The sequence below is a fragment of the Caballeronia udeis genome, from assembly GCF_001544555.2.
Taxonomy (GTDB): Bacteria; Pseudomonadota; Gammaproteobacteria; order Burkholderiales; family Burkholderiaceae; genus Caballeronia; species Caballeronia udeis.
Genome location: NZ_FCOK02000047.1, coordinates 12,356 through 37,213 on the forward strand (window position 1 = coordinate 12,356; position 24,858 = coordinate 37,213).

22 protein-coding genes are annotated in these 24,858 nt (G+C 56.5%); 8 read left to right on the top strand and 14 right to left on the bottom strand.

Going from position 1 to position 24,858, the window contains the following annotated elements; all coding sequences use genetic code 11:
* Positions 1–71: 71 nt before the first annotated feature.
* Complete coding sequence (locus AWB69_RS27875; RefSeq protein WP_062090067.1) at positions 72–638, bottom strand: tyrosine-type recombinase/integrase; 567 nt, start codon at positions 636–638, stop codon at positions 72–74.
* Between the two features lie 513 nt (positions 639–1,151).
* On the opposite strand from AWB69_RS27875, the gene AWB69_RS27880 reads away from it, so the two are divergent.
* The 4 genes from AWB69_RS27880 (at position 1,152) to AWB69_RS48800 (ending at position 5,693) form a co-directional block, all read left to right on the top strand.
* Positions 1,152–2,609, top strand: a complete 1,458-nt coding sequence (locus AWB69_RS27880) for an ApeA N-terminal domain 1-containing protein (RefSeq protein WP_062090068.1) — start codon at positions 1,152–1,154, stop codon at positions 2,607–2,609.
* 1,171 nt (positions 2,610–3,780) lie between these two features.
* Positions 3,781–4,896: a hypothetical protein gene (locus tag AWB69_RS27885; protein WP_156528993.1), complete on the top strand. Its 1,116-nt coding sequence runs from the start codon at positions 3,781–3,783 to the stop codon at positions 4,894–4,896.
* A gap of 132 nt (positions 4,897–5,028) precedes the next feature.
* Positions 5,029–5,472 carry a DUF6641 family protein gene (locus tag AWB69_RS27890; protein WP_062090070.1) on the top strand — a complete coding sequence of 148 codons (444 nt, stop codon included), beginning with the start codon at positions 5,029–5,031 and terminating at the stop codon, positions 5,470–5,472.
* Between the two features lie 53 nt (positions 5,473–5,525).
* Entirely contained in the window at positions 5,526–5,693 is a 168-nt protein-coding gene (locus AWB69_RS48800) for a hypothetical protein (RefSeq protein WP_197500341.1), read from the top strand.
* A 312-nt stretch (positions 5,694–6,005) separates the two neighbouring features.
* Here AWB69_RS48800 and AWB69_RS27895 read toward each other — a convergent pair whose 3' ends face one another.
* The 4 genes from AWB69_RS27895 to rsmD form a co-directional block, all read right to left on the bottom strand.
* On the bottom strand, positions 6,006–6,866 hold the full coding sequence (locus AWB69_RS27895) for a hypothetical protein (RefSeq protein WP_062090071.1): 861 nt from the start codon (positions 6,864–6,866) through the stop codon (positions 6,006–6,008).
* Positions 6,867–6,921: 55 nt separating this feature from the next.
* A complete protein-coding gene (locus AWB69_RS27900; protein ID WP_062090072.1) occupies positions 6,922–7,908 on the bottom strand; it encodes a tyrosine-type recombinase/integrase in 987 nt (328 codons plus the stop codon).
* A 231-nt stretch (positions 7,909–8,139) separates the two neighbouring features.
* Positions 8,140–8,643, bottom strand: coding sequence for a pantetheine-phosphate adenylyltransferase (gene coaD / locus AWB69_RS27905; protein WP_062090073.1), 504 nt, complete (start codon positions 8,641–8,643; stop codon positions 8,140–8,142).
* A gap of 198 nt (positions 8,644–8,841) precedes the next feature.
* Entirely contained in the window at positions 8,842–9,519 is a 678-nt protein-coding gene (gene rsmD, locus AWB69_RS27910; protein WP_082913626.1) for a 16S rRNA (guanine(966)-N(2))-methyltransferase RsmD, read from the bottom strand.
* Positions 9,520–9,880: 361 nt separating this feature from the next.
* On the opposite strand from rsmD, the gene ftsY reads away from it, so the two are divergent.
* Positions 9,881–11,359, top strand: a complete 1,479-nt coding sequence (ftsY, locus tag AWB69_RS49645) for a signal recognition particle-docking protein FtsY (RefSeq protein WP_231937262.1) — start codon at positions 9,881–9,883, stop codon at positions 11,357–11,359.
* Between the two features lie 53 nt (positions 11,360–11,412).
* Here the strand turns inward: ftsY and AWB69_RS27925 are convergent, their stop codons facing one another.
* From AWB69_RS27925 to AWB69_RS27935, 3 genes are read right to left on the bottom strand one after another with little or no spacing between them, the layout of a single operon-like run.
* Complete coding sequence (locus AWB69_RS27925) at positions 11,413–12,024, bottom strand: LysE/ArgO family amino acid transporter (protein ID WP_062090075.1); 612 nt, start codon at positions 12,022–12,024, stop codon at positions 11,413–11,415.
* The gene (gene maiA / locus AWB69_RS27930; protein WP_062090076.1) at positions 12,021–12,665 is read right to left on the bottom strand and encodes a maleylacetoacetate isomerase; all 645 of its coding nucleotides are present in this window, start codon (positions 12,663–12,665) and stop codon (positions 12,021–12,023) included. The genes AWB69_RS27925 and maiA overlap by 4 nt, the downstream gene beginning before the upstream one ends.
* 21 nt (positions 12,666–12,686) lie before the next feature.
* Positions 12,687–13,385, bottom strand: a complete 699-nt coding sequence (locus AWB69_RS27935) for a fumarylacetoacetate hydrolase family protein (protein WP_062090077.1) — start codon at positions 13,383–13,385, stop codon at positions 12,687–12,689.
* 335 nt (positions 13,386–13,720) lie between these two features.
* On the opposite strand from AWB69_RS27935, the gene ybiB reads away from it, so the two are divergent.
* Both ybiB and leuA read left to right on the top strand, forming a co-directional pair.
* Positions 13,721–14,680, top strand: coding sequence for a DNA-binding protein YbiB (ybiB, locus tag AWB69_RS27940; RefSeq protein ID WP_062090117.1), 960 nt, complete (start codon positions 13,721–13,723; stop codon positions 14,678–14,680).
* Between the two features lie 451 nt (positions 14,681–15,131).
* Complete coding sequence (gene leuA / locus AWB69_RS27945) at positions 15,132–16,790, top strand: 2-isopropylmalate synthase (RefSeq protein ID WP_062090118.1); 1,659 nt, start codon at positions 15,132–15,134, stop codon at positions 16,788–16,790.
* Positions 16,791–17,032: 242 nt separating this feature from the next.
* Here the strand turns inward: leuA and AWB69_RS27950 are convergent, their stop codons facing one another.
* Together AWB69_RS27950 and AWB69_RS27955 are read right to left on the bottom strand one after the other, a co-directional pair.
* Positions 17,033–17,428, bottom strand: a complete 396-nt coding sequence (locus AWB69_RS27950) for a nuclear transport factor 2 family protein (protein WP_062090078.1) — start codon at positions 17,426–17,428, stop codon at positions 17,033–17,035.
* Between the two features lie 46 nt (positions 17,429–17,474).
* Entirely contained in the window at positions 17,475–18,041 is a 567-nt protein-coding gene (locus tag AWB69_RS27955) for an acyloxyacyl hydrolase (RefSeq protein ID WP_062090079.1), read from the bottom strand.
* Positions 18,042–18,426: 385 nt separating this feature from the next.
* Here AWB69_RS27955 and rpoH point away from each other — a divergent pair, with 385 nt between their 5' ends.
* Entirely contained in the window at positions 18,427–19,362 is a 936-nt protein-coding gene (gene rpoH, locus AWB69_RS27960; RefSeq protein WP_062090080.1) for an RNA polymerase sigma factor RpoH, read from the top strand.
* 159 nt (positions 19,363–19,521) lie between these two features.
* Here rpoH and cyoD read toward each other — a convergent pair whose 3' ends face one another.
* The 4 genes from cyoD to AWB69_RS27980 form a co-directional block, all read right to left on the bottom strand.
* Positions 19,522–20,211 carry a cytochrome o ubiquinol oxidase subunit IV gene (gene cyoD / locus AWB69_RS27965; protein ID WP_062090081.1) on the bottom strand — a complete coding sequence of 230 codons (690 nt, stop codon included), beginning with the start codon at positions 20,209–20,211 and terminating at the stop codon, positions 19,522–19,524.
* Positions 20,211–22,202: a cytochrome o ubiquinol oxidase subunit I gene (gene cyoB / locus AWB69_RS27970; RefSeq protein ID WP_062090119.1), complete on the bottom strand. Its 1,992-nt coding sequence runs from the start codon at positions 22,200–22,202 to the stop codon at positions 20,211–20,213. The genes cyoD and cyoB overlap by 1 nt, the downstream gene beginning before the upstream one ends.
* A gap of 2 nt (positions 22,203–22,204) precedes the next feature.
* Entirely contained in the window at positions 22,205–23,101 is an 897-nt protein-coding gene (gene cyoA, locus AWB69_RS27975; protein WP_062090082.1) for a ubiquinol oxidase subunit II, read from the bottom strand.
* Between the two features lie 297 nt (positions 23,102–23,398).
* Positions 23,399–24,772, bottom strand: coding sequence for a DUF1996 domain-containing protein (locus AWB69_RS27980; protein WP_062090083.1), 1,374 nt, complete (start codon positions 24,770–24,772; stop codon positions 23,399–23,401).
* Positions 24,773–24,858 lie beyond the last annotated feature (86 nt).

A 24,858-nucleotide genomic window follows, 5' to 3' on the forward strand; every position in this document is an offset into this window, starting at 1 on the left:
CCGACTATCGAACTTGCCGTAGGCAAGCTCATATCAACCCACGCTGCACATCTCGGTTAAATCGAGATGCTTCAAACCAGATCCACCGCTGCACGCTGCATCTCGTCGTTCACGTCAATGTATCGCTGCGTCGTCGAGATGTCCCGATGCCCCGCAAGCGCCATCAGCACTCGAACACCCACGCCCTTGCTTGCCAGATTCGTGATAAACGAGCGTCGGCCAGAGTGGCTGCTCGCCCCGTCGATGCCAACTTCTTTGTACAGCCAGTGGAAGTGCTGACACAACGTGTTGGCGGTAAACCCCTGCTTCTTCTGCGTAGCGAACAGCGGTTTGTCGGTTGACCGACACTTCAGTGTCGCAACATACGCCATCAGTTCCTTGCGAAGCCTCTGACCGACAAACACCGTTCGCGCATGCCGACCTTTCGTCTGTTCTGCAAGCAGCCGGATTTCCGATTTAATCGAGTTGTCCGCGTTCAGTACGTCGCCGATTCGCAACGCAGCGACCTCGCCTACGCGCATACCCGCCCAATGCGTTAGCAGTAGCATGGCCCGATTACGTGCTGCGTGCCGCTTCAGCGAGATGTACGTCAACACCTGCTTAAGCTCTTTCTCGGTCAAGGTTTTGGCCTGCTTCATGCCTAATTCTCCTAAAGCAATGATTTTCTCTCGCCAGAGGATGCTTTCTTTGTTTATGGGAATCAATAGAAGAGTGACGCCGCACGAAGCTCATAAGAAACAAAAACTTGCGCGAAAACCAAAGCTTTTTGCTATTTGCTTTGCTTTCGGTTTTGTCGTTGCATCCCTGTAGCTATTTGCGCTTGGGAGTTGCTGCATGTGCCCGAGCGTTAGCAGTTAGCGGCTAGGCCAGTGCGATTTTCACATCTATTTGCATCGACTTAGTTTGCGTCGCATCCTCTGCTCGAATCTACGTGGCTGGGCCCTCCAGGATCTACAGTCTTGGCAAACCATTAAAGATTCTTAATCTCAGCACGAGTCATCTTAAGGGCACTTACGCCAGCAAGGGTATGATGTGTTCCGCGTCTCAGGCGACCAACGCGTCGGTTCGCACATTGCCGCGCGCTCCGAGCATGAGTCACATCACGCAGTTACCTAGCCGGAACACTATCTATTTAACGCGACATCAATCACATGAAGCAAAACGCAGACGGCCTGAGACTAGATCAGACTTACAGCTTCGATGTCGTAGTAGACAATCACGGCACGAAGTTCGGCGGGAAACTCAACCTCTCCCCCAACAAATGCACTCTGCTCGTGTCCGGCGAAATTTCGCAGGATCGTCAGGCAAACTTTGAATTTGAAAACGTAAGCCGCGTCATATGCAGAGACGTTGCAACGACCTTCATACTGATCGATCTGAAAGTCACACATTTCTTTTCTGGAGTTCTTGAGCGTCACCCGAAGACAATCAAGACTTTCGAGATCGCTTACGAGATAGCGTATGTTATCTGTACCAGCGCAACGTCTAGCCGCAATGCGCGATTCTTCGGATTCGAACTGGACTCATCTTCAGTATCCCTATGGATCGGTGAGACGAAAACTCAGCATGACATCATATCGAAGTTTAGCAGCGGCAAACTGTTCACTGACGGCGAAGCGATCCCCTTCGAGTTTGAACAGCCGGTTGATGGAGTTGGGGTATTAGCTCTTGGCTATGATGCTTCTATGCATTTTTCTACGTCTGAATTTAGTGCAGGCGTTCGATTTCCGCCGAGATTAATCGCGTCCTTTGACGAGGCGAAGAACGAACTAGAGACAATCGAAAATTTTAATACACTACGCGATCTGCTTTCGGTCGTGGTCGGAAGCAGAGTTTCACTTCAGGCAATCAGCTTGATTCCAGAGAGTCCTTCCGGCCCCTTCCGCCCGACACTGTATTTTTCGGAACCCCAGCACTCCGCCAGTAAAGCACGCTACGTGATGTTCCCGCTTGGATGCAATCCGGCCCGGAATCAACTTGGTCTCCCTGCGTTTCCATTGACAAGCTTCAACGCCTACTTTGCCGCCGATAGCGAGATCCGAACATATTTCAAAAAGTACGTTAGGTATCGAGCATTGGAAAACCCAGAGGAACGGTTTTTGGGATATTTCCGCTTGCTTGAGAAACTCACCTTTCAGAAGGACAGTTTCGTTGACGAAGGAAGACTCGATTTGCTTCTGAACCGGGCGAAACCTTTGGTGGTGCGCTATTTCGGTGGATCGTCTGCCGTAAATAGCCTCCTCAAACAGATACGCAGATCGAACCAGTCTAAGCTGAACACGGCCAGCTGCATCATCAAGTTCATGAAACAGCTACCGACTGAATTGTCTACCGAATGGATATTCGACAAGTCCCACATCGAATCAATCTGCAAACTCCGCAATGATCTGACTCACGCGAACGAGATCGAACCGGACACGCGAGACGTCGAGGCCCGTGCGAAATTCATCGAAGTGTTGCTGGTCATCGCGTTGCTAAAGGCAATAGATGTACCGCCTGAAAGCATGACATCGATTTCGCCCAGAATGCACGGTTACGATTTGATTAGGAAACGCCTTGACCCCGTGGACGTAACGGTCACGGCATCTAAAGACATGGGAACAGCATGAATTGTCGTAGTCGAGGAAACACAAGGACCGTAACATGACACGGTCGCTGCGCCCACAGCGATCGGGACAATGTCATATTTTCCCACTCCGCACACGGGGAGAACTATCTATTCGCGTGATGGTGGCGTGATAAGCAAGCTGATAGCCCTTGGTTTCAGTTTGGGGTCGTAGTGAGGCGCAGATCTTGCCGTGCGCCGCGTCGCTGCCCGCCCCGACGTCAGCAGTGTCGCTTAACCGACAATTCACGATCAGCAATTGGCTCCGCAGATTTGGGAAAGAACACCGGCATGACGCGTCCGCTTCGACGATCTTTTTGGTACTATGCGTCTTCTTGTTCTGTTGCTCAAGAATCACTTTTGGTTTTGGTCTCATATTCCCTCGAATTCTTCCTGAAATGACCATGCGTCGCTCGTGTTCTCGAACACAATTTTGACTTTCTGCGATTGGGACCAAAGACGTATCTCGATCGGAATATTCTTATTAAGCAGCCAGTGTGATATAGCTCTCCGGTACGTCATAAACGCTTCTGCAGACGTTGTTAGATACATTTTCGGCATGCTGCTTTACCTTTCGCGGCGAAATTGCCGGCCCGGATATTTATATTGACAGACGCAGTTGTACTGGCTGGGAGACTTATAGTTGTATCTGCTAATTTCTATCGAGGGATTTCTTTTCGGAATTTTCTGGAATTATTCGCAAGTGTCGCATGCTTCTCAACCAATTCAATGGTATACAATAGGGTGTAGACGTGATAGTGGTAATCTTTAATCATTGAAACAAGTACATTCTCACGGAACAATCATCGAGTTGTTCCCGAAGAATTCCAGAAGTATCTCAGACATACTCCGGTGAAGTATTCGCGAAGAAAGCCTCGAGCGGCATTTACGAATACCACTATGGTCATTTTTGACAGACATGTGTTTCATCGCTTCCGTAGATATTTTATTATCCTACCCCGCGTCGCTATAGATAAATAAGAGGTGGTACGTGCAACGCGTACTCGCTTATTCATTGCTGTTCTATTTTTTCGTAAGTTCTTTGGGGAAACTGTGGTGGTTTCCCCTTCTTTTTGGAATTTTGCGGAATCGCGCTATTCAGCGTGACCTGCATGAGTTTTATAAATAATAAGAAGAACGCGACCTAACCAGCCGAAAAAATAAGAAGAACAATAATGACACTAGCATCCCTTTCAGGTACATACGTACCTAATCTTCATAATCCCAAGTACAAAGAGCGCACACTGAGGCGCATCAAGCAAGCATTCGGCTGGGCTTTGGCAGTGCTGGGCGACGAACCACGCGAACTAGCTAAAAACTGGATCGACGAACACCTGGGACAACAACAAAAGCCGCTATCCCAATGGCTTCGCGCAAAGCTGCTGCTATGCACGGACAGTCACTATGCTTTCGGCTCAGATGGCGCAGCATGCAAAAAATACACACTTAACCGCTCAGGCGTTAGCGAAGTACGGTCAGTTTTGCAAGGCGCAGAACCAACACCGGTTGCAGCGCTTCTGGCAAACCCAACAGCAGATACAGACGAGGCTTACGACTTGAAGCTCGTTCAGTACTGGGTCATGCACGCATATGGTGCAGAGATGCAATCACTGGAATTCGAATACCAAGAGAAAGCAAGTGCCAGACTTTGGCATCCGCTGCAAAATCTTCGTAAAGCGGCCAAAGAGCAAGTCTGGAATGCAGCCGGTCTGAAATACAACTACGACATCAAGGCATGCGCCCCAACGTTGATCCTACAACACGCACAACAGCTTGGTATGGACGAGTGGCTTTTCGGCATTGACGACTACCTGAAGAACACTGCGGACGTCCGCAAGCACATTGCGGACGTCACAAATATACTATTGAAAGACGCGAAGGTACTGGTTAATGCGCTGTTCTGCGGCGCACGGCTCGGCGCAAGCAAGGAATTCGCTCTGTTTGAACTGGTCGGTTTTGATCGCGAGAAGATCACGATCCTGCAAAACGACGCACGTCTGACCCAGCTACGTGAAGATATCAAAGTCTGCTGGAAAGCAATTGAGCCAACTATGCCAGTTGCACACACAGATAAGGGACGCAAGCTCCCACTTAACTCACGCCGCAAATGGTATCGCTACTTCGAGCTAGAACGCCAAGTTCTGAATGTCACCCGTGCGAAATTAAATAATGCAGGTGTTAAGTGCTTTCTGGAACACGACGGATGGCGTTCTGATACAGCTATTGACTTGAAGCAGATGGAAGACGTGGTATTTCAGGAAACTGGTTATCGAATTACGCTAGTTGCTTGAAGATTACCAGAGCACAGATAACAAAATTAAAAACCACTATCTGACTACACGCGCGCGAGTTCGATTCTTTGCTTGATCTCTTCGTAACCGGAACACATCCTCTTCTGCACATACACACCACAGGAGAGTTACATGAGCACGCTGAACAACCTGAAGCTGGTCGCAACGAAACGTCCCGGTGCTTTGCCCCAAATCGTGCAGCGCCGTAACCGCCTGATCGCGAAAATCTGGGAACAGACGGAACTGGCGAAAGCTCAGCAGGAAGGAAAGTCGTTCTCGCGCACGAAGTACCGTTCCGTGAAGGATGTAGAAACCGGCGAACGCCGTAACGTGGAGGTACAGAAGCGCGTTCGTGCATGGTGGTTCACCGCCGAAAACGGCAAGCTCTGCCTGCAAGTCCGCTATGGTGCGAAGGTACTGGAACTGGCCAAGGGCAAGACCGGCATTGAAGTCGGTGCGACCGACAATTTGATTCCGACGCTCGACGCATTGAAGGCTGCCGTTGCAGCAGGTGAATTGGACGCAGTGCTTGAGGCCATTAGCGCAACGATGCGATCGGGTTTCGCAGCGAACTGACCGGCAACGCTACCTCCTTGCGTTCATAAATATTCGCAAAGGAGGTAGCAATCATGCGATACATCGAAATCATTGGCGAAGTTGATCTGCAGACACAGCAGGTCGATGCGCAAAAAAAAGCAGCTAAGCGTGCAACGCGAGCGGCGAAGTCAGCGGGCCTGCGTCTGAAACTACAGAAGACGCAACAGCAACTAGCGAAAATCAACTCCAAGCCAATCTAATCGGGTCCCTGTCGTCCGACTGGTCTTCAGTGACAGATTCAGGGGCGAGGCGCAGACAGACAACAACTTTGCCGCCTCTCTTCACTGTTTACTCTGTACACAACCTTGCAGAACGAGCAGCAGGGAGACGCCCTTTCATTCTCAGCCGAGCTTTTGAGCTAGCTCCCTTGCAGACACATGGTAATACCGCTTTTCTATGAGTTCTTTCGGTGTACTGTGCTTGTAGCGATCCAAGCTTCGCGGACTCTTTTTCACCGAATACTCATGAAGCATGGCAGCAAAACGGCAAGGGGAGCACTTTCTCCCCTTTGCTCACTTGTACGCGTCTAACAAATACTCGCAGTTGTCCAGCAGATTCGAACGAGAGATGATGCTTTCGTTCACTCCGCACCACCTACAGACTGCACGCACACTCCGCTCGGTTGTTTCGCTAGCAAAAGGCGATACCACAACAGATTCGAGCATGCTATGAACGTCCACCGATACTCTCGCTGATTCTGGCTCCAACAACTCCAAGTGGTTCTCTGGACGCTCGCGAGTGATGAACATTCGAACCTCCTTTTCGTGCTCATAGGCAATCCGTTTGGTCATACACATGACATGACCATCCGCTGATAAGCAGTCGCTAGGCTTTAGGTTCGGGTCATTGAAGTCAAGATATTTTACTGAACCAATATGGATAACTGGCGTTTTTGCGCCGCTGTTCAATGCACGACGTAGCGCTCCGACGCTGGTCTTGATCGCAACTCCACCTCTTGAATATAGCCCCCACAATCCTTCAGATTCGTATCCGCTTTTGTTCCAGCAGTTGACCATCGTACAGGTCATTATATTTTTGACGATCTCACGCATTGTGGGGAGATGCGCTTCTGTATTCACCCGTAGCTGCCGCAACTGCTCTCGGATTTCAGCGGGTGCGTTCGGCGGAATAGTTCTCTCCAACCGATCGACAACCACAAGATGCTGGTCTCGGTAGCTCCTTGAAATGGAGGCCATCGCATTGATCGCAACCTGCGGGGCATAACCCTCAAACGGATCAGTTTTACTGTACCAAGCTAGAGGTGTGAAAAAGAGAGTGTTTGACTCCACGAGATCTATAAACTTGTCGAGCGATAGGTATCTCCACAGCGTATCTGTGTCTTTGAGGCTCTTACCGACTTCGAGTGTTGCCATTTGTCGTCTCGCGTTCGATTGCTTGTTAGGCGTGGCCCTCACCACGCCCAGAATCTTACCCGAGCTTCAACGCGAGTTCTTCTGGCGTCGTGTGGTAGTACCGCTTCAGCATCTGCACATTGCTATGCCCTGTCACTGCACTTAGTTCAATGACGTTAGGCAGTTTCTGCGCAAGTCGAGTTGTTGCCATGTGACGCAGATCGTGGAAGTGAAAATCTTCAATGTCAGCGCGCCTGCAGGCTCTCGGCCATGCGCAGAGCACGACGTTCTGACTGATCGGGATAACGCGCTCATCAACGCGTTCCACACTTTCAAGAATCGCGATGGCTGCGCTACTCAGCGGCACATATCGGTCCTTTCCATTCTTTGTGATGGGCAAATATGCGACGCGTCGCTCAAGGTCAACATGCCTCCAGAGTAAAGACAGCAATTCGCCCTGACGCATTGCCGTTTCGAGCGCAAGCTTAACAAGCGGCACAAGCCACTTGCTACGCGACTCGTGACGCTCTGCATGCAATTCATGCAACAGCCGCTCAAGCTCTGCAGGCTTCAACAAGCGATTTCTACCAGGCGGTAATCGCGGCTTCTTAACAAGCTTTGCAGGATTGTTGAGGCTGAGCCCCAATTCGCGTTGCGCGTGCGTGATGACGGCGCTGATCGTCGCTAGTTCACGACAGACGCATGAATTAGAGGCCTCTTTGAGACGCTGATCGCGGTAATCGGCGAGCACGCTGGTCGTGAGATTGCGCATACTGTACTCAGAGACCTTGTGCCGCATCATTTTGCCGATGCGGTATTCCTCACTGCGTCTGCTGCGTTTTGTCTGTGTAACCGACTCTTTATAACGGTCCAGCAGCTGGCCGAATGTTATGTCGGTCGTGCTAGCCGGATCGACCCACGTTCCGTCATCCAATGCTGTTTCAACGGAACGTGCCCAAACCTGACCTTCTACCTTCGTTGAAAATGATTTGTACTGCGTAGGAAATCCCTTACGGGTTATTTTGACTTGCCAGCGGCCATTACGTTGGCTGAATGTGGCCATGTTTTGCTCCCGATGTTGCGAAGGTGTTGCAAAACATGATTTCGGGACAATCGAAAATGCTGGAAAAGCCTCAGACCACGGTGAAACTTTGATCAGACCCTAATTTACAGTTGATGCACTCGTCGGTAATGAACAGGGCCATGCTTTACTCTCTTCGTCCGGCATCTCAGCCGGCTTTTTCGGTTGCCCGCGCGCCCTGGATGAGCGCGCTTCACGGAGCGCTTTAAGCGCTCACGGCACCGTTGGGTCCGGCGCAATCGGACCGACCTTGTCCTGCAAGCGCTTTTCCACCGAGGGAAAAACAAACTTGCTGACATCGCCGCCGAGTTGCGCGATCTCGCGCACGATCGTGCCCGAGATGAATTGATATTGATCCGACGGCGTCATGAACATTGTCTCGACGTCGGGCAGCAGATAACGGTTCATGCCCGCCATCTGGAATTCGTATTCGAAGTCGGAGACGGCACGCAGACCCCGCACGATCACGCGCGCGTTGTTCTTGCGCACGAAATCCTTCAGTAGCCCCTTGAAACTCATCACCTGCACGTTCGGATAGTGGCCCAACACGTCGTGCGCTATATCCAGCCGCTCCGCCAAACTGAAGAATGGCTTCTTGTTCCGGCTATCTGCAACTCCTACCACGAGCGTATCGAAAATACTCGATGCACGTCGCACGAGGTCTTCGTGACCACGCGTGAGCGGGTCGAACGTTCCGGGATAAACGGCTACAACCATGGGGCATCTCCTCTTCTGATACTTCTTCTGGTATGTCTTGCACAACAGATTGGGCCGCCACCGGCATCGACAAGACCAGAAAATTCCGCCGGTACTCCGTCGCCAACCAAGTCCACCAAGCCCGCTACATCCATCACGCGGATCAAGCCCCGTCCGCAGCCGGCCGGAGATCGCCGGCCAGGCATTTTGGAACGCGCATTATTCCTCATTTTCGCGCCGCAGCAAATGATAGCGGACCGCGCCAGCCTTGCCTTCGCGGGTAATCGCCCATCCGGACAACGCCGGCGTTTGCGCAGGATCGACGGGTTCACCCGATTCGACGTACAACGCGCCGCCCGGCGACACCAGCGGCACGGCGAGCTCAATGGCGCGCTGGAGCATGGAGGTGTCTCCAAAAGGGGGATCGAGGAACACGACATCGAAGGAATTTGACGCGAGGCCCGCAGCAAGCCGCAGCGCGTCCGCCTCCACGATTTCGATGTTTTTCGCGGCCAGGCGCGTCTGGTTCGCCTTCAGTTGCGCCACTGCGCGGCCGCTGCGTTCTACCATCAGCACACGTAGCGCACCGCGCGACGCCGCTTCGAAACCCAAAGCACCGCTGCCTGCGAAGAGATCGAGGCAGCGCCGGCCGTCGAGCGACTGGCCCAGCCAGTTGAACAGCGTCTCGCGCACCCGGTCCGGCGTTGGACGCAGGCCGTCCAGGCTCAGAACAGGCAGCGGCGTGCGCTTCCAGTCGCCGCCAATGATGCGAATGGAATGCGGCTTGCCGCCGCGCGATGGCGCAGTTTCGCGGACTTTCGGTGTGTGTTCGGGGCTGCGTTCGCGATTTCGCTCGGGATTTCGCTCTAATGCGCGGGTGATCGAGGAACGGGACATGGACGTGCGTAGGTAAGAGGCGGCGGGATGACCCGCGCGGGTCGGGTGAGAATGTGATCGGTTTGCAACATTCGGTCTGCAACATTTCGCGTGTCGCCGATGCGGGCACGTTACCACAGCCCCGCCGCGCCCGATGCAGGGGTTCGCCACCACCGGGCCGGCCACTACAATCGGTGGCGGCTGATAAAATACGCGTCTTTCGCCTTTTTGCGCACATGCCCGGCTTTTCGCCGCCGTTTTCGGCGGTTTTTCGCGGCACGGCGGCCATCGTCACCTTTGCGTTTGCGTTGTTCGCACGTTCGACGCAGGAACACGGTTGCGACCGCATAGATAGAACGCGCCACCCCCACCACTGCAGACCATGTTCAGCTTTTTCAAACGATTAGTAGGCAAATCGACCGATACCGATACGGCTACCGATACCGATAAGCCCGAGGAAAACGAAGCCGAGGACGCTGCTGAGGCGCGTTCTGAAGGGGCTGAGGCGTTGCGGCCCGCTAGTACCCCGGTGACGCCGGCGCAACCGGTGGAAACCGCGCGGGAAGGCGCTGCAACGGCGTATCGGGATTCGGGATCGAGCGTTGACGCGAGCGCTCTTGCACCACGCGGCCCGGATGCGCCTGCGAGCCGGACGCAAGCCGCCGCGGCTGGTCATTCGGGGTCTGGATTGGTTTCATCTGCAGATTCGGCTCAGGGCGCGCTCGGCGATTCGGGCCCTCCTGCCGCACCGACGACGCTAACTCCGCCGGCAAGCCCAACTGCGCCCGCCTCGGTTGCGCAAGCGGATACCTCTGCAACGACGCCGGCCGCGCCGGCACAGCAACCCCCTGCGTCCGCCCTGGAAGCCAAACCTTACTGGCAAGGCCGCACGGTATCGCAGTGGAAAGCGCCGGCGGAAACCGTCGAGATCGTGCCACCACCGGAGCCGGAACCAAGCGCCAAGCGTTCATGGCTCACGCGCCTGAAAACGGGCCTGTCGAAAACGAGCTCGGGCCTGACGGGGATTTTCATCGGCGCGAAGATCGATGAGGATTTGTATGAGGAACTTGAAACGGCGCTGCTAATGTCAGATGCCGGTGTGGATGCCACCGAATATCTGCTCGAAGCGCTGCGTGAGAAAGTCCGCAGCGAGCGGCTGACCGATTCGATGCAAGTCAAGGCCGCACTGCGCTCGCTACTCGCGGAACTGCTGCGCCCGCTCGAGAAGTCGCTGATGCTCGGTCGCGCCAAACCGCTCGTGATGATGATCGCCGGCGTGAACGGCGCGGGCAAGACCACGAGCATTGGCAAGCTGGCCAAGCATTTGCAGCGCTTCGACCAGTCCGTGCTGCTCGCCGCCGGCGACACCTTCCGTGCTGCTGCGCGCGAGCAGCTCACGGTTTGGGGACAACGCAACAACGTGACGGTGGTATCGCAGGAAAGCGGCGATGCAGCCGCCGTGATCTTCGATGCGGTCGGCGCCGCGCGTGCCCGCAAGATCGACGTGATGATGGCCGACACGGCGGGCCGCCTGCCGACCCAGCTTCACTTGATGGAAGAACTGCGCAAGGTGAAGCGCGTGATTGCAAAGGCACAGCCCGATGCACCGCACGAGGTACTGCTGGTTATCGACGCAAACACGGGCCAGAACGCGCTTGCCCAGGTGAAGTCTTTCGACGATGCGCTGGGCTTGACGGGTTTGATCGTGACCAAGCTGGATGGCACCGCGAAGGGCGGCATTCTCGCGGCCATTGCACGGCAGCGGCCGATTCCGGTGTACTTCATTGGCGTAGGCGAGAAAGTCGAGGACTTGCAGCCGTTCAGCGCCGACGAATTTGCGGACGCGTTGCTCGGAAGTTAAACCAGTGCCGCGGCCTGGCGTTCAGCCAGACCGCGGCCGCGCAAGCTATCGCGCTACCGGGACACGAGCAACGCCCCGGCAATCCACCACATCACAATCCCCACGATCACATCGAGCACCCTCCACGAGATATCTTTCTCGAAGAGAGGCTGGAGCAAGCGCGCACCGAACCCAAGCGCGGTGAACCAGATGATTGACGAACACATTGCCCCTGCGGCGAACCACGCGTTCCCCGGCCAGCCGTACCGGGCACCAATGCCGCCGAGCAACACAACGGTATCGAGATAAACGTGCGGATTCAGCAGCGATAAAGCCAGTACGGTCGATACCGCGCTCAACACCGTCTGCGACTCTCCGTTCTCGGTGTGTAAATGTCCCGGCCCCTTCCACGCCGCGTGGAACGCCCGCAGACCGTAGAGAAACAGAAACACGGCTCCCGCCCAGCGAATGACCCCCAGCAGCGCTGGTACTCGTGCAATCAGCGCCCCCATTCCGCCAATACCGAACCCGATCAGCAATACGTCGATCAGTGCGCAGATAAAAACGACCCAGCCCACGTGCCGCCGTTTCAGGCCTTGCCGCAACACAAATGCGTTTTGAGCTCCAATCGCGATAATCAGGCTTGCGCCGAGCCCGGCGCCGGATAAAAAAACAGCTGTCGTCATTCGGCGTCCGGTTGCTGCCCAGGCGCGGCACGCGCGAACGCATCGATTTGCCCGGCGTGATTCGCGATACGTTCGATCGTCGGATAACGGCTCATATCGAGATTAAAGCGCTGCGCGTTGAACACTTGCGGCACGAGGCACAGATCCGCGAGCGTGGGAGTATCGCCGAAACACAGCTTGCCCACGCGCGAGTCGTTCGCAAGCCGCTTTTCAAGCGACTCGAAACCCGACTCCAGCCAATGCCGGTACCAAGCGTCTTTCTCTTCATTACCAACCTTCAGCGTGTGCTTCAGATATTTCAGCACGCGCAGGTTGTCGACGGGGTGAATCTCGCACGCAACCTGAAGCGCGACCGAACGGACGAACGCGCGATCCAACGCCGTGCCCGGCAACAACGGTGGCTCGGGATGCGTCTCTTCCAGGTATTCGATGATCGCAAGCGACTGTGTAAGCACGTTGTCGCCGTCGATAAACGTTGGCACGATGCCGTCCGGATTCAGTTCGCGATAGTCTGGCTTCAGTTGTTCCCCGCCATCGCGCAGAAGATGGATTGGCGCGTACTCGTAAGCGAGCCCTTTGAGATTCAGCGCGATTCGCACGCGGTACGCCGCGGAGCTACGAAAATAGCTGTATAGCTTCATGAGTCCCCTCCGTTTTTATAGTCAGACCACGCGCACGGAGAACTCTCCGATTCCGTCGACACCGCCCTTCATCAGGTCGCCCTTTTGAATGGCGCCGACGCCTTCGGGCGTGCCGGTGAAAATCAGGTCGCCGGGGAACAACTCGAACAGCGTCGACAAATACGCGATCGTGTCGCCCACGGACCAGATCAGTTGCGAGATGTCGGACCGCTGCTTCTCTTCGCCATTGACGGTCAGCCAGATCGCGCTTTTTTCCAGATGCCCAACCTTTGCTACCGGATGAATCGGACCCAGCGGCGCCGAATGATCGAAGCCCTTGGCCGTGTCCCACGGGCGCCCCAGTTTCTTCGCTTCGGCTTGCAGGTCGCGGCGCGTCATGTCGAGGCCGAGCGCGTAGCCGTAGACGTAATCGAGCGCTTTCCCGGCAGGAATGTCCTTGCCTTGCTTGCCGATTGCCGCCACGAGTTCCATCTCGAAGTGCACGTTCTTCGACTGCGACGGATAGGGGAATTCGCCGGTCGCACCGGGCGCGACGTACAGGACGGCGTCGGCGGGCTTGGCGAAGAAAAACGGCGGTTCACGATCGGGGTCATGCCCCATCTCGCGCGCGTGCGCCTCGTAGTTCCGGCCAACGCAATAAATCCGGCGAACCGGAAACTGGTCGCTGGACCCGACAACGGGCACCGCAACCGCGGGTGCCGGAGCAAATACGTGACTCATTGCGCTTTCTCCTGTTTGATGAAGCATCGACCTGAACCTCAAGTTTAACGTGCATAGATACCCGTCGCGACTCGGCTGAACGGCCTAAGAGCCCCGGGGCAACGAACCCAGAAACCAGCCGCTGGTCTGCGATTCCCGTGGGCGGTCTTGAACCCGCGACCATCGAACAAACGAGCAGGCAAGTGCTCCGAAAACCCTCCGCCGAACAACCCCGCGACTTGCAAGCCCGGCTCAAATGCGGTACTGAATGTGATTCCTGTATTTCCTGAATTGCAGCGCCTATCGTGTACAAGGCGATTCAGCCCCATACGCCGGCCGCCCGCTCAGACCAATCAATGACCGACACAACTGCTTTCCCGTGCGCCCGTTTCATCAAGGAAATCGGCCGCGGGCCGAACGGCGCGCGAGCGCTGACCCGAGAGGACACCTACGCCCTCTACGAAGCCATGCTCGACAACCGCGTCTCGGATCTGGAACTCGGCGCCGTGTTGCTGGCGTATCGGGTGAAAGGCGAAACGGCTGCCGAACTCGCCGCGATGCTGGCGGCTGCGCATCGCTCGTTCGAACCGCTGCATATTCAGAATGGCCGCGACCATGCGCGGCCCGTCTCCATCCCCACGTACAACGGCGCCCGCAAGCAACCCAACCTGACGCCACTGCTGGCGATGCTGCTCGCGCGGGACGGCGTGCCGGTGCTCGTGCATGGCGTAACGACCGACCCTGGCCGCGTGACGAGCGCTGCGATTTTCGCCGAACTGGGCATTCCGGAATCCACTTCCCACGATGAAATCGAGGACAACCTCGCCTCGCGACGGCTGGCGTTCGCACCAATCACCGTGCTCGCGCCCAAGCTTGCGCGCCTGCTCGCGATCCGGCGGATCATGGGCGTGAGAAATTCCACGCATACGCTGGTGAAGATCCTGCAACCGTTCGCGCAACCTGGTTTGCGGCTGGTGAACTACACGCATCCGGAGTACCGCGAGAGCCTGACTGGGCTATTCACCGAACATCCCGATGCAGCGGCCGGCGGCGCCCTGCTCGCACGGGGGACGGAAGGCGAAGCGGTAGCGGATACGCGCCGGCAGGTGCAGGTGGACTGGTTCCACGAAGGCCGCACGGAAACGCTGCTATCGGCGGAGCGCTCATCGCCCGACGCGCCTGCGGTGGCCTTGCCCGAGGCCCTGGATGCCGCTACCACCGCACGCTGGATCGAAACCGTTCTGCGCGGCGAAGCACCCATTCCGCCCGCACTCGCTCGTCAGGCGGAGTTGATTGCGGACATCGTCAGGCGCTAGGGCATTTGCTAAGGCATTCTTCAGTCGAGAAAGCGTGTCTGTTGACAAAAGCGCGCGCCCTGCGCTAATGTGCAGAAATGAGCTTTACCCAATTCCCCTCCCTTCGAATTACTCAGGGTCGCCTAGCGCGGCCCCTATCGCTACGTCTAGCGTAAGTCGCTAAACGTGGCGCCGCGCGTTCCTCGCGCGGTCCCGCCCGCAGTTTCGTAGTCCCCTTTTACCACCCGTAGTCGTTTGCTTTCGTCCGCTCATCCGCGGCTCGAAAACGCGAGGATCACATGCACGCTGCATTTGCATCGTTCACGTTCGTCACCGGCGTCACCCACGCCACGGGACATCGCGAACCTGTGCAGCACGCATCGGAACGATGCCGGCAAGCCGCCGGCCACTCGCCCACCTCGCAGCGACTGCGCTTTCACGCGTACAACGCGTTCAGCCGAGGCCCACGATGATGATGCGCAACCCTTCCGAGAAATACCGCCCTTTCCCTCAAGTCAACCTCAACGGCCGCCGATGGCCCACTCGTACGATCGAGCGCGCGCCCATCTGGATGAGCACCGATCTTCGAGACGGCAACCAGGCCCTGATCGACCCGATGAGTATTGAAGCCAAGCTCGAGTTCTTCGAGATGCTGGTGGCGGTGGGTTTCAAGGAAATCGAAGTGGGCTTTCCGTCGGCATCGCAGACGGATTTCGACTTCGTGCGCAAGCTGATCGTGGAAAACCGCATTCCCGCCGGTGTCACCATTGAAGTGCTCGTGCAGTCGCGCCGCGAACTCATCGAGCGGACTTTTGAAGCAGTGGAAGGCGCCCCCCGGGTGATCGTGCACCTGTACAACGCAATCGCGCCGTCGTTTCGCAAGATCGTCTTCGCGCAGTCCAAGGAAGAGACCAAGGCGCTGGCCGTGGAAGGCACGCGGATCATCAAGGAGTGCGCCGCCGCGCAACCTGGCACCCATTGGATTTATCAGTATTCGCCGGAAACGTTCAGCATGACCGAGCTGTCGTTTTCCCGCGAAGTCTGCGACGCCGTCGCGCAAATGTGGCGTCCCACGCCCGACCACAAGATGATCGTGAACTTGCCGGCGACCGTGGAAGCCGCCATGCCGAACGTGTTCGCCGACCAGATCGAGTGGATGGATCGGAACATGAGTTATCGCGACAGCATCGTGCTCTCCGTGCATCCGCATAACGATCGCGGCACGGCAGTCGCCGCCGCGGAACTCGCGATCCTTGCGGGCGCCGAGCGTGTGGAAGGCTGCCTCTTTGGCAACGGCGAGCGCACGGGCAACGTGGATCTCGTCACGCTCGCAATGAATTTGTACACGCAGGGTATCGACCCTGGTCTGGATTTTTCGGATATCGACGGCGTGCGCCGCGTGGTCGAGCGCTGCAACCGGATTGCCGTGCATCCGCGTCACCCGTATGCCGGCGATCTCGTGTTCACGGCTTTCTCCGGCTCGCATCAGGACGCCATCCGCAAGGGGTTTGCCCAGCGCGAAGCGGGCACGGTGTGGGATGTGCCCTATCTCCCCATCGACCCGGCCGATCTCGGCCGCAGCTACGACGCCGTGATCCGCGTGAACAGCCAGTCGGGCAAAGGCGGCGCGACGTATCTGCTCGAACGCGGCCTGGGCTTCACGCCGCCGCGCCGCGTCCAGATCGAATTCAGCCACGCCGTGCAGAAAGTCGCCGATGCTTCCGGCGCGGAAGTCTCCGGCGACGCCATTTGCGCATTGTTCAAGCGCGAATACTTCGAGGTACGAGGGCCGGCGTCGCGAGTGGATGCGTCGACCATGCACTTCGATGGACGCACCGTGAAGCTGCCCGTATCCACGGTTGCTGACGAGCCGCACGCGCGGGCAGTCGCTGCGGCCGTGGTCAGCGTGGCGGGTGTGGCAGTCGAGGTGACATCGTTTGAAACCGCTGCGACCGCGAAGGGCGAGACGGCGGTGTTTATCGGCTGCCGGATCGGCGATCAGGTCATGCGGTTCGGCGTCGCCGTGCATGCAACCGCGACTCAGGCGGTCGCCGATGCCATTGTCAGTGCGGTAAATCGCGCGCGCTGGGCCGGGCGGAAGCAAGTGGAAAGCGAGGCGGTCGCCGCGTAACGAGCGCGGCTTTCTTTCCAGCAACGAGCAGCGAGGTGGATAAAACGCGCTGGAATTGGCCCAGACGTGGGCCAAAGGAATTCGGTGATGCTGCGAGACACCGTTTTCCAGCCCAAGCGCGGCAGAAGTTTGCGAAGCAGGCAATAAAACACGATACCGGTATTGGCATGGCGACCGGCGCTCACAAGGCGCCAGCCCGCCGGCCGAACCGCGACGCCCGACCGAACGGCGTCGAACCGGTGCTAATCCAGCGCCACGCGTGTTGCCTGCATCGCGAGCAACTGCCATTGCTCATCGACCTGAATGTGGATGGCCGTGTAGGCGATGGGGAACAGCAAGGCGCCGTTCTTCGACTCCATCTCGAGCAGCGCACGCCCATACACAATCCACGTGTCCCGCCCGCCGGGCACCAGCTCCTGCGACTGAATCTCGATCTGCCGATAGCGCCGGCGCCCTGCCGTGATCGCATCAATGAACTGACGCTTCGTCTCGCGCTTGCCATTGGTGTGGACGTAGCTGGCGTTCTCCGCCAGCAGCGCGTCCAGCAGTTCGCCGTCACCGTCGACCATCGCACGGAAGCGGTCGCGCTCGAGCTCACGGATTGCCTCGATGGGTGTACCGATGGGTTGTGCCGGCATCTGTCGATTCCTTTCGCGCTTGAGGAACCGATGGACGCGGTCCTCGTCAGAAGTTGTACTGCAGATATATCTGGCTGAAATTTATACCAGGATTCGGGTGTTCGATACCGGCGTTGGATAAATGCTGAAACCGGAAGCCCGCCTGGTAGTTTTGATGCGCGCCGAATTGAGCCCCCACACCCACGACGTCGGCAAACTGAAAGGCCGAAGAGAACGTCCGCGTCTCCGTCTCGCGAACATGCGACAGGAGGCGTACACCCACGCCCGCTTCCACGTAGGGTCGAAACCATCCCGAACTCTTGATGAAGCGGAACATTGGTGTGAGGCCGAATTCCCAGATGCTCGGATTCGATGCCTGGTTTTCGCGAATATCCCAGTAGGCCACGTGCGCTTCACCCACAACGGTGAAGTGGAAACCGCCGATTTCCCACCACGTCCAGTTGGGGTCCCAGACTACGCCTACATCCGCTTTCCGGACGTCATGGTCGGCAACCCCGCCTGCGATCTGCAGGCCGAACTGATCGGCGTGGGCAGTGGCCGAAGCCAACGCCAGCGAGCCGAACAAGGCACCGTAAAGAGAGCACTTTTGCCAGACACTTTTCTTCTTATGCATGAATACTCCGGAGCTGGATTCTCAGAAGACAGGCTCGCCGCCGACGCAGCAAGCCGCCATTTTAGAGACGGTCTCGAAATTGTGCTCAGAAGAGTTCTGCCGAATGGGGAAAACACGGAATTAAGTTTCGTTGAATCCTGATTGGCGGGTAAATCGTGCGAAATCTTGCAAATTTCTTTCGGCAAGTTTGACAGAGAAAGCGTTTTGCGAGGTGCAACGGTACGGGAAACCACTTATCGGCTATTGGAGCGTTGATTCTAATAGTGTATGGGAACTTGACCACACATCCACTCTCTAATCTTTAGCACTCGAAATGACAGAGTGCTAATATCGTGGCTAGACCCGGTTTCTCATCGGGTTTTTTGTTGATAAGGAGCATACAAGCGTGACCAATGCGATGACCCTCCCGAATACCGGACACTCGGCACCGGCCAAGGCCGCTTCGGCAGGTGCGCTGACGTTTGCGCAGTCGTCCATGTTGACTGGCCAGATCGGCAACATCGACGCCTACATTTCGGCTGTCAACCGGATTCCGATGCTTACGCCGTCGGAAGAACGTCAGTACGCCACTGAATTCCGCGAAAACGACAACCTGGACGCCGCCCGTCAGCTGGTGCTGTCGCACCTGCGCCTGGTGGTATCGATTGCCCGCAATTATCTGGGATATGGCCTTCCCCACGCCGACCTGATTCAGGAAGGCAATATCGGCTTGATGAAAGCCGTGAAACGCTTCGATCCGCAACAGAACGTGCGGCTGGTGTCGTACGCCATGCACTGGATCAAGGCTGAAATTCATGAGTACATCCTGCGCAACTGGCGCACGGTGAAAGTGGCGACCACGAAGGCGCAGCGCAAGCTGTTTTTCAATCTTCGCAGCCACAAGACCGGGCACAACGCGTTCACGCCGGATGAGGTCGATAGCCTGGCGAAAGAGCTCAACGTGAAGCGCGAGGAAGTCGCGGAAATGGAAACGCGTCTTTCCGGCGGCGACATCGCGTTGGAAGGTCAGATTGACGACGGCGAGGAATCGTACGCGCCTATCGCCTATCTGGCCGACTCACACAATGAGCCGACCAACGTGCTGGCGTCGCGTCAGTTTGACAAGCTGCAGAGCGAAGGGTTGTCGACCGCGCTCGAATCGCTGGACGAACGCAGCCGCCGGATCGTTCAGGCCCGCTGGCTTGAAGTGGAAGACGACGGCTCGGGCGGCAAGACGCTGCATGAACTCGCGGACGAGTTCGGCGTGTCCGCAGAACGGATTCGTCAGATCGAAGCGAGCGCAATGAAGAAGATGCGTTCAGCGTTGAACGAATACGCCTGATGGGCAGCGGGCGGTAGATCGCTCGCCGAAGACTTGAAAGCCCGCCGTCGAAAGACGGCGGGCTTTTTCTTTTGCGTTTGGTCTGCGCAATAAAGAACGGCGCCGGAGGTCTCCCTCGGGCGCCGCGTTCTACGCTGCTTGGGGCGAAACCCCTGCCGCTTAACGCGACATCATGTGGTGACCGACGTTATTCAGCACCCACAGCGTCCCTCCGATCACGATCACCGCCACCATCACGGTGAATCCGAACGCGAGCACGTTCCATCGCTGCGATGACGACGTGTTCATGTGCAGGAAAAACACCAGATACACGAGGATCTGGATGAACGCGAGCACCGCAATGGCGATGATCGATTCTGTCGGCCCCATCAACTGCTGTGTGACCACGCCAAAAGCGGCGACAGTCAGCACAACCGACAAGATGAAGCCGAACAGCGTGAAAAACGCCGATAAAAACGCACTGCGCTCCGGTCCGTAACCCTGGGCGATCAGCAAGCTGAACTCATGGATTTCCAGCCCGATAAACACAGCGCCCAGCAGGAACGTGACACCAAGCCAGGCCAGCAACGCGGTCGACTTGCCCTTGTGAGCGGCCAGCATGCCGAAACCGAACGTGATGCTGCTCAGCAACAGGATGGCCGTTTCCATCATGACGCCGGGAAGCTCGAAGACGTCCTTGCCTGACGGGCCGCCCGCGAACTGATGGCCCATCACGGCGAACACCGTGAACAACGACGCAAAGATGATGCAGTCGGTCATCAGGTACAGCCAGAACCCGAGCACGGTATTCGAGGCGCCGTGATCATCGTGTGAACCCGGCAGGTTCAGTGAGAGTGTTTTTTGCAGCATTACAGTGCCTCCTGCAAGTCGAGCTCCCGAGCCGGTGTCGGCGTGCCGTCCATGCCGGCAACGGTTTCAGCCGAAATGGTGTAGTCGATATCGTCGTCGTAACTGCGCATGATGAGCGTGACGACCACGCCCAGCAGCCCGGCGATTGCCAGCCACCAGATGTGCCAGACCAGCGCGAAACCAATAGCGAGGCTGAACAAGCCGATGATCAGCCCGGCGCTCGTATTGCGCGGCATGTGGATGTCGCGGTAGTCCTCGATTGCATGGCGCGTGCGACCGCGTTCCTTCATGTGCGCGAAGGCATCGAGGTCATGTACCACCGGCAGCACCGCAAAGTTGTAGATGGGCGGCGGCGAACTCATAGCCCATTCGAGCGTGCGGCCATTCCACGGATCGCCCGTGACATCTTTGTACTCAGGCGAGTTGCGCTTCACCACGCTGACCACGACCTGAGCGACCTGGAACAGCACCCCGGCGAGAATGATCAACGCGCCGATCAGCGCAACGACCATGTACGGCTGCCAGCCCGGCGTGTCGTAGTGATTCATGCGGCGCGTCGCACCCATGAAACCCAGCACATAGAGCGGCATGAACGCGGTCCAAAAGCCCACGAACCAGCACCAGAACGCGCACTTGCCGAGCGTTTCGTTCAGCTTGAAACCGAACGCCTTCGGGAACCAGTACGTGAAACCAGCGAGATACCCGAATACCACGCCGCCGATAATCGCGTTATGGAAGTGGGCGATCAAAAAGAGGCTGTTGTGCAGCACGAAGTCCGCGCCCGGCACCGCGAGCAGCACGCCAGTCATTCCGCCGACGGTGAAGGTGATCATGAAGCCGATCGTCCACAACACCGGCGAAGAGAATTCCAGCCGGCCCTTGTAGATGGTGAACAGCCAGTTGAAGATCTTCACGCCAGTCGGAATGGCGATGATCATGGTCATGATCCCGAAAAACGCATTCACGTTCGCGCCGGAACCCATCGTGAAGAAGTGATGCAACCAGACAAGCAGCGACAACACCATGATCGAGCATGTGGCGTAGACCATCGTCTTGTAGCCGAACAGCGGCTTTTTCGCGAACGTGGCCACGACTTCCGAATAGATGCCGAACGCCGGCAGCACCAGGATGTACACCTCGGGATGGCCCCACGCCCAGATCAGGTTCAGATACAGCATGGCGTTACCGCCGGCGTCGTTCGTGAAGAAATGCATGCCGAGGTAACGGTCGAGCGCCAGCAACGCGAGCGTTGCGGTGAGGATCGGGAACGTGGCGAGGATCAGCACGTTCGAGCACAACGCGGTCCACGTGAACACCGGCATCTTCATGAACGTCATGCCGGGCGCGCGCATCTTCACAATGGTGACGAAGAAGTTGATACCGGTCAGTACGGTCCCTATGCCGGAAAGCTGCAGACTCCACAAGTAGTAGTCGACACCCACACCCGGACTGAACTGCAACTCCGACAACGGCGGATACGCGAGCCAGCCGACCTGCGCGAAATCGCCGATCACCAGCGAGATGTTCATCAGCATTGCGGCAATCGCGGTCATCCAGAAACTGAGCGAGTTGATGAACGGGAACGCAACGTCACGCGCGCCGATTTGCAGCGGCACGACAATGTTCATCAAGCCGATCATGAACGCCATTGCCATGAAGAAAATCATGATGACGCCGTGGGCGGTGAAGATCTGGTTGTAGTGCTCCGGCGGGAGGAATCCCGGGCCGTTATAAGCGACGGCAAGTTGCGCACGCATCATCAGCGCATCGACGAAACCGCGCAGCAGCATCAAAACCGCCACGACGATATACATCACCCCAATTTTCTTGTGATCGACGGAGGTCAGCCATTCGCTCCAGAGGTAACCCCACTTCTTGAAGTAGCTCAACGCAAAAATGACCGCGAGCACAATCACGGCCATGAACGCCGCCGCGGCCATGATGATTGGCTCATCGAACGGGATATCCGACAGAGTTAGTTTGCCCAGCAAATTCATGATGCCCCCTTCGTGCGGCAGATCGGGTCGGGTATGTTGCGAGCATGCCCGTTGTTATATTTCGCGACGATGTTCTGGAACAGATTGGCATCGACCTTCGAGAAGTACTGAACCGGATGCTTTTCGGTCGGCGCTGCGACGGCCGCGTAGTTCACGCCGTCAAGCTGATTCGGCGATGCCTTGACCTTCTCCACCCACGCCGCGAATTCCTCGGGGGTCGTTGCGACGGCGCGAAACTTCATGTCCGAGAAACCTGCCCCGCTGAAATTGGCGGAAATGCCGGCGTAGTCACCGGCTTCATCGGCGATCAAGTGCAGCTTGGTATGCATGCCGGCCATGGCGTAGATCTGGCCGCCCAGTTGCGGGATGAAAAACGAGTTCATCACCGAATCGGATGTGATCTTGAAGTTCACAGGCGTGCCGACCGGAAACTCGATCCGATTAACCGATGCAATACCAAGTTCGGGATAAATGAAAAGCCATTTCCAGTCGAGCGCTACGACTTCAACGTTAATTGGCTTAACCTCGGAGACCAGCGGCTTATACGGATCGAGCGCATGGGTGCTCTTGTACGTCAGAATACCGAGATAAAGGATAATCAAGCTCGGAACAAGCCAGATCACGATTTCAATCTTGGTAGAGTGAGCCCATTTAGGTAAATACTCGGCTGACGTATTAGATTGCCGGTATTTCCACGCAAATAGCAGCGTGAGGAAGATCACCGGCACGACCACGATCAGCATGGCGTACGTGGATGTAAGAATCAGATTCTTCTCGGCCAGTCCGATACTGCCTTTAGGATCGAGAAGATCCATCTGGCCGCAGCCAGACAGAAGAAGAGCCGGGAACATTGCTAGAAATTTGCAAAATCCCGAGCCGGATTTTTGTTTCATACCTTGCCCGATTTCAACGTTTTTGAGAGATTACGTCTAGACTTTAATTAGCCTCGGGAGAAGGGTAGCGCTATTTCATGGACGCATTTAATCCAATTTTTTCAAAAAATATTTTGCTTTAATTCGATGCGTCTTGTTGCCACATATTAATCATTACATTTATGCGGCAATTTGCCTCCTATTATCGGGATGATCTCAATTAAATGGGAGCACGCCAGGAAACCTGGGTAACCGAGATTGAGCGCCCGGATCGTGCTCCGGACCCCGCGCCGCTCGGCGCGGGGAAATGCCAGACCATCATTTCAGGTAAAGCCCCGGCGCCCATGAACCGTCGCGCGAGGAAAACTGGAAGGTCTTCCCCGTCGCATTCTTGATGCACAACGCAATTTGCGTCGCCCCTGCGGTCTTCTGCGACGCGACATATGAGCTGATGTCGTTGTTGCGCACCTGCTGCACATTGTTCAGGTAAATGCCGCCAATGCGTTGGCTCGTGCATGCCGATGCCGTCGGCAAATTGCTCGCATCGTCCCAAGTGGTTGACGCGGCGTACAGATCGAGCGTGATGGCAACGGTATCGGTCGTGTTTCCGCCAAAAGTCTGCAGATAGGAACCTGAGTAGGGAAAGTCGTTGAGGTTGGCGGGCATCGGAAATTTGATGAGGACGATGCTACCGGGCGTCGAGTCGAGGGTAGTGTTTGTCGGGAGGACTGCACCGCCGCTATCGAGCTGGACGTTCGCGCTGCCTTTTGAATAGTAGGTCGGAATGTTGCTGGCGCAGGTAGTGCCGGCAACAGTTTCGCGATTGGAGCAAGTATCGATGATGTATTGCAGGCTTTCCGGGTGCCACGCGTTGATGAAATCGCCGTGAGCGGTGTACATGCTGCCCCATTGCGGAACCCACTGCCCGTTCTGGAATATCGGATCGAGCGACAACTGCGCGCCGGACAAGTCAGGATCGTTGCCGAGCGAGTACTGGACGTTTAGTTGCAACTCGGGAATCTTGACGGGATAAGCACTGGGACACGTGCCATCGGAATTTCTATACGCCACGTTAAGCGCGCCCTTGGCCGCCGCATGGAGTTTGCTCATCACGTTCCTGGCGTCGCTGCGCAGAATTGGCACCAAGGTCTTGCCATCCCAGCAATCTGGAAAATGCACCGAGATATCGAGCTGTGAATAGGTTCCGCTGTTGTCTGTCACGACCGGGCAATTGGTGGGGGCGACCGTTGTATATGAGCCACCCCGGCACAGGAAATTGATATGCGGGTTTGGAGCGGATCCCATGTGATCTCCAGCCAGCATCTCCAGGCCAGCGGGAATTGTCTGAATCGGGACTACGGCCTGGTCATTCTTGTAGTACGTCTTCTGATAATCCGGCAGGACGATCCCGGACGATCGTCTCAATTCCGGCACCCAGTATGCCGAGATATCGCCCTTCGAATCGCACGTGGTAATGCGGTTGCTGTTCAGCGAATCGTAGGTGCTGTTGGCATTGGTACTGGTATTGCCGAAGAACTCATGCACCATGGCCTCTCCCACCTTTCCCGGATATACGATGGGGTCGTCCGCCAGCGTGTGCGAATAGCTGCATTTCACATTGAATGAGTTGCCGGCATGTGCGGCGCCAGCGGCAAGCATGAACACGATCCAGACGACAATGCGTGCTTTCATCTAAGACTCCTGATAGAGAAACGACAGTGGGTTTTGTTTCTTTCTTTAATTTAATTAGGCTAACTTAATAATTTAAATGATGAATA

Excerpts from the sequence above, each read along its gene's own strand:
- AWB69_RS27950 (WP_062090078.1), bottom strand. The coding sequence starts at position 17,428 with ATGCCGGCACAACCCATCGGTACACCCATCGAGGCAATCCGTGAGCTC.
- AWB69_RS27895 (WP_062090071.1), bottom strand. The coding sequence starts at position 6,866 with ATGGCAACACTCGAAGTCGGTAAGAGCCTCAAAGACACAGATACGCTG.
- maiA (WP_062090076.1), bottom strand. The coding sequence starts at position 12,665 with ATGAAGCTATACAGCTATTTTCGTAGCTCCGCGGCGTACCGCGTGCGA.
- AWB69_RS27955 (WP_062090079.1), bottom strand. The coding sequence starts at position 18,041 with ATGCATAAGAAGAAAAGTGTCTGGCAAAAGTGCTCTCTTTACGGTGCC.
- AWB69_RS27875 (WP_062090067.1), bottom strand. The coding sequence starts at position 638 with ATGAAGCAGGCCAAAACCTTGACCGAGAAAGAGCTTAAGCAGGTGTTG.
- rsmD (WP_082913626.1), bottom strand. The coding sequence starts at position 9,519 with ATGTCCCGTTCCTCGATCACCCGCGCATTAGAGCGAAATCCCGAGCGA.
- coaD (WP_062090073.1), bottom strand. The coding sequence starts at position 8,643 with ATGGTTGTAGCCGTTTATCCCGGAACGTTCGACCCGCTCACGCGTGGT.
- AWB69_RS27935 (WP_062090077.1), bottom strand. The coding sequence starts at position 13,385 with ATGAGTCACGTATTTGCTCCGGCACCCGCGGTTGCGGTGCCCGTTGTC.
- AWB69_RS48800 (WP_197500341.1), top strand. The coding sequence starts at position 5,526 with ATGCGATACATCGAAATCATTGGCGAAGTTGATCTGCAGACACAGCAG.
- AWB69_RS27925 (WP_062090075.1), bottom strand. The coding sequence starts at position 12,024 with ATGACGACAGCTGTTTTTTTATCCGGCGCCGGGCTCGGCGCAAGCCTG.
- cyoA (WP_062090082.1), bottom strand. The coding sequence starts at position 23,101 with ATGAAACAAAAATCCGGCTCGGGATTTTGCAAATTTCTAGCAATGTTC.
- cyoD (WP_062090081.1), bottom strand. The coding sequence starts at position 20,211 with ATGCTGCAAAAAACACTCTCACTGAACCTGCCGGGTTCACACGATGAT.
- AWB69_RS27890 (WP_062090070.1), top strand. The coding sequence starts at position 5,029 with ATGAGCACGCTGAACAACCTGAAGCTGGTCGCAACGAAACGTCCCGGT.
- AWB69_RS27885 (WP_156528993.1), top strand. The coding sequence starts at position 3,781 with ATGACACTAGCATCCCTTTCAGGTACATACGTACCTAATCTTCATAAT.
- leuA (WP_062090118.1), top strand. The coding sequence starts at position 15,132 with ATGATGCGCAACCCTTCCGAGAAATACCGCCCTTTCCCTCAAGTCAAC.
- AWB69_RS27880 (WP_062090068.1), top strand. The coding sequence starts at position 1,152 with ATGAAGCAAAACGCAGACGGCCTGAGACTAGATCAGACTTACAGCTTC.
- AWB69_RS27900 (WP_062090072.1), bottom strand. The coding sequence starts at position 7,908 with ATGGCCACATTCAGCCAACGTAATGGCCGCTGGCAAGTCAAAATAACC.
- ybiB (WP_062090117.1), top strand. The coding sequence starts at position 13,721 with ATGACCGACACAACTGCTTTCCCGTGCGCCCGTTTCATCAAGGAAATC.
- ftsY (WP_231937262.1), top strand. The coding sequence starts at position 9,881 with ATGTTCAGCTTTTTCAAACGATTAGTAGGCAAATCGACCGATACCGAT.
- AWB69_RS27980 (WP_062090083.1), bottom strand. The coding sequence starts at position 24,772 with ATGAAAGCACGCATTGTCGTCTGGATCGTGTTCATGCTTGCCGCTGGC.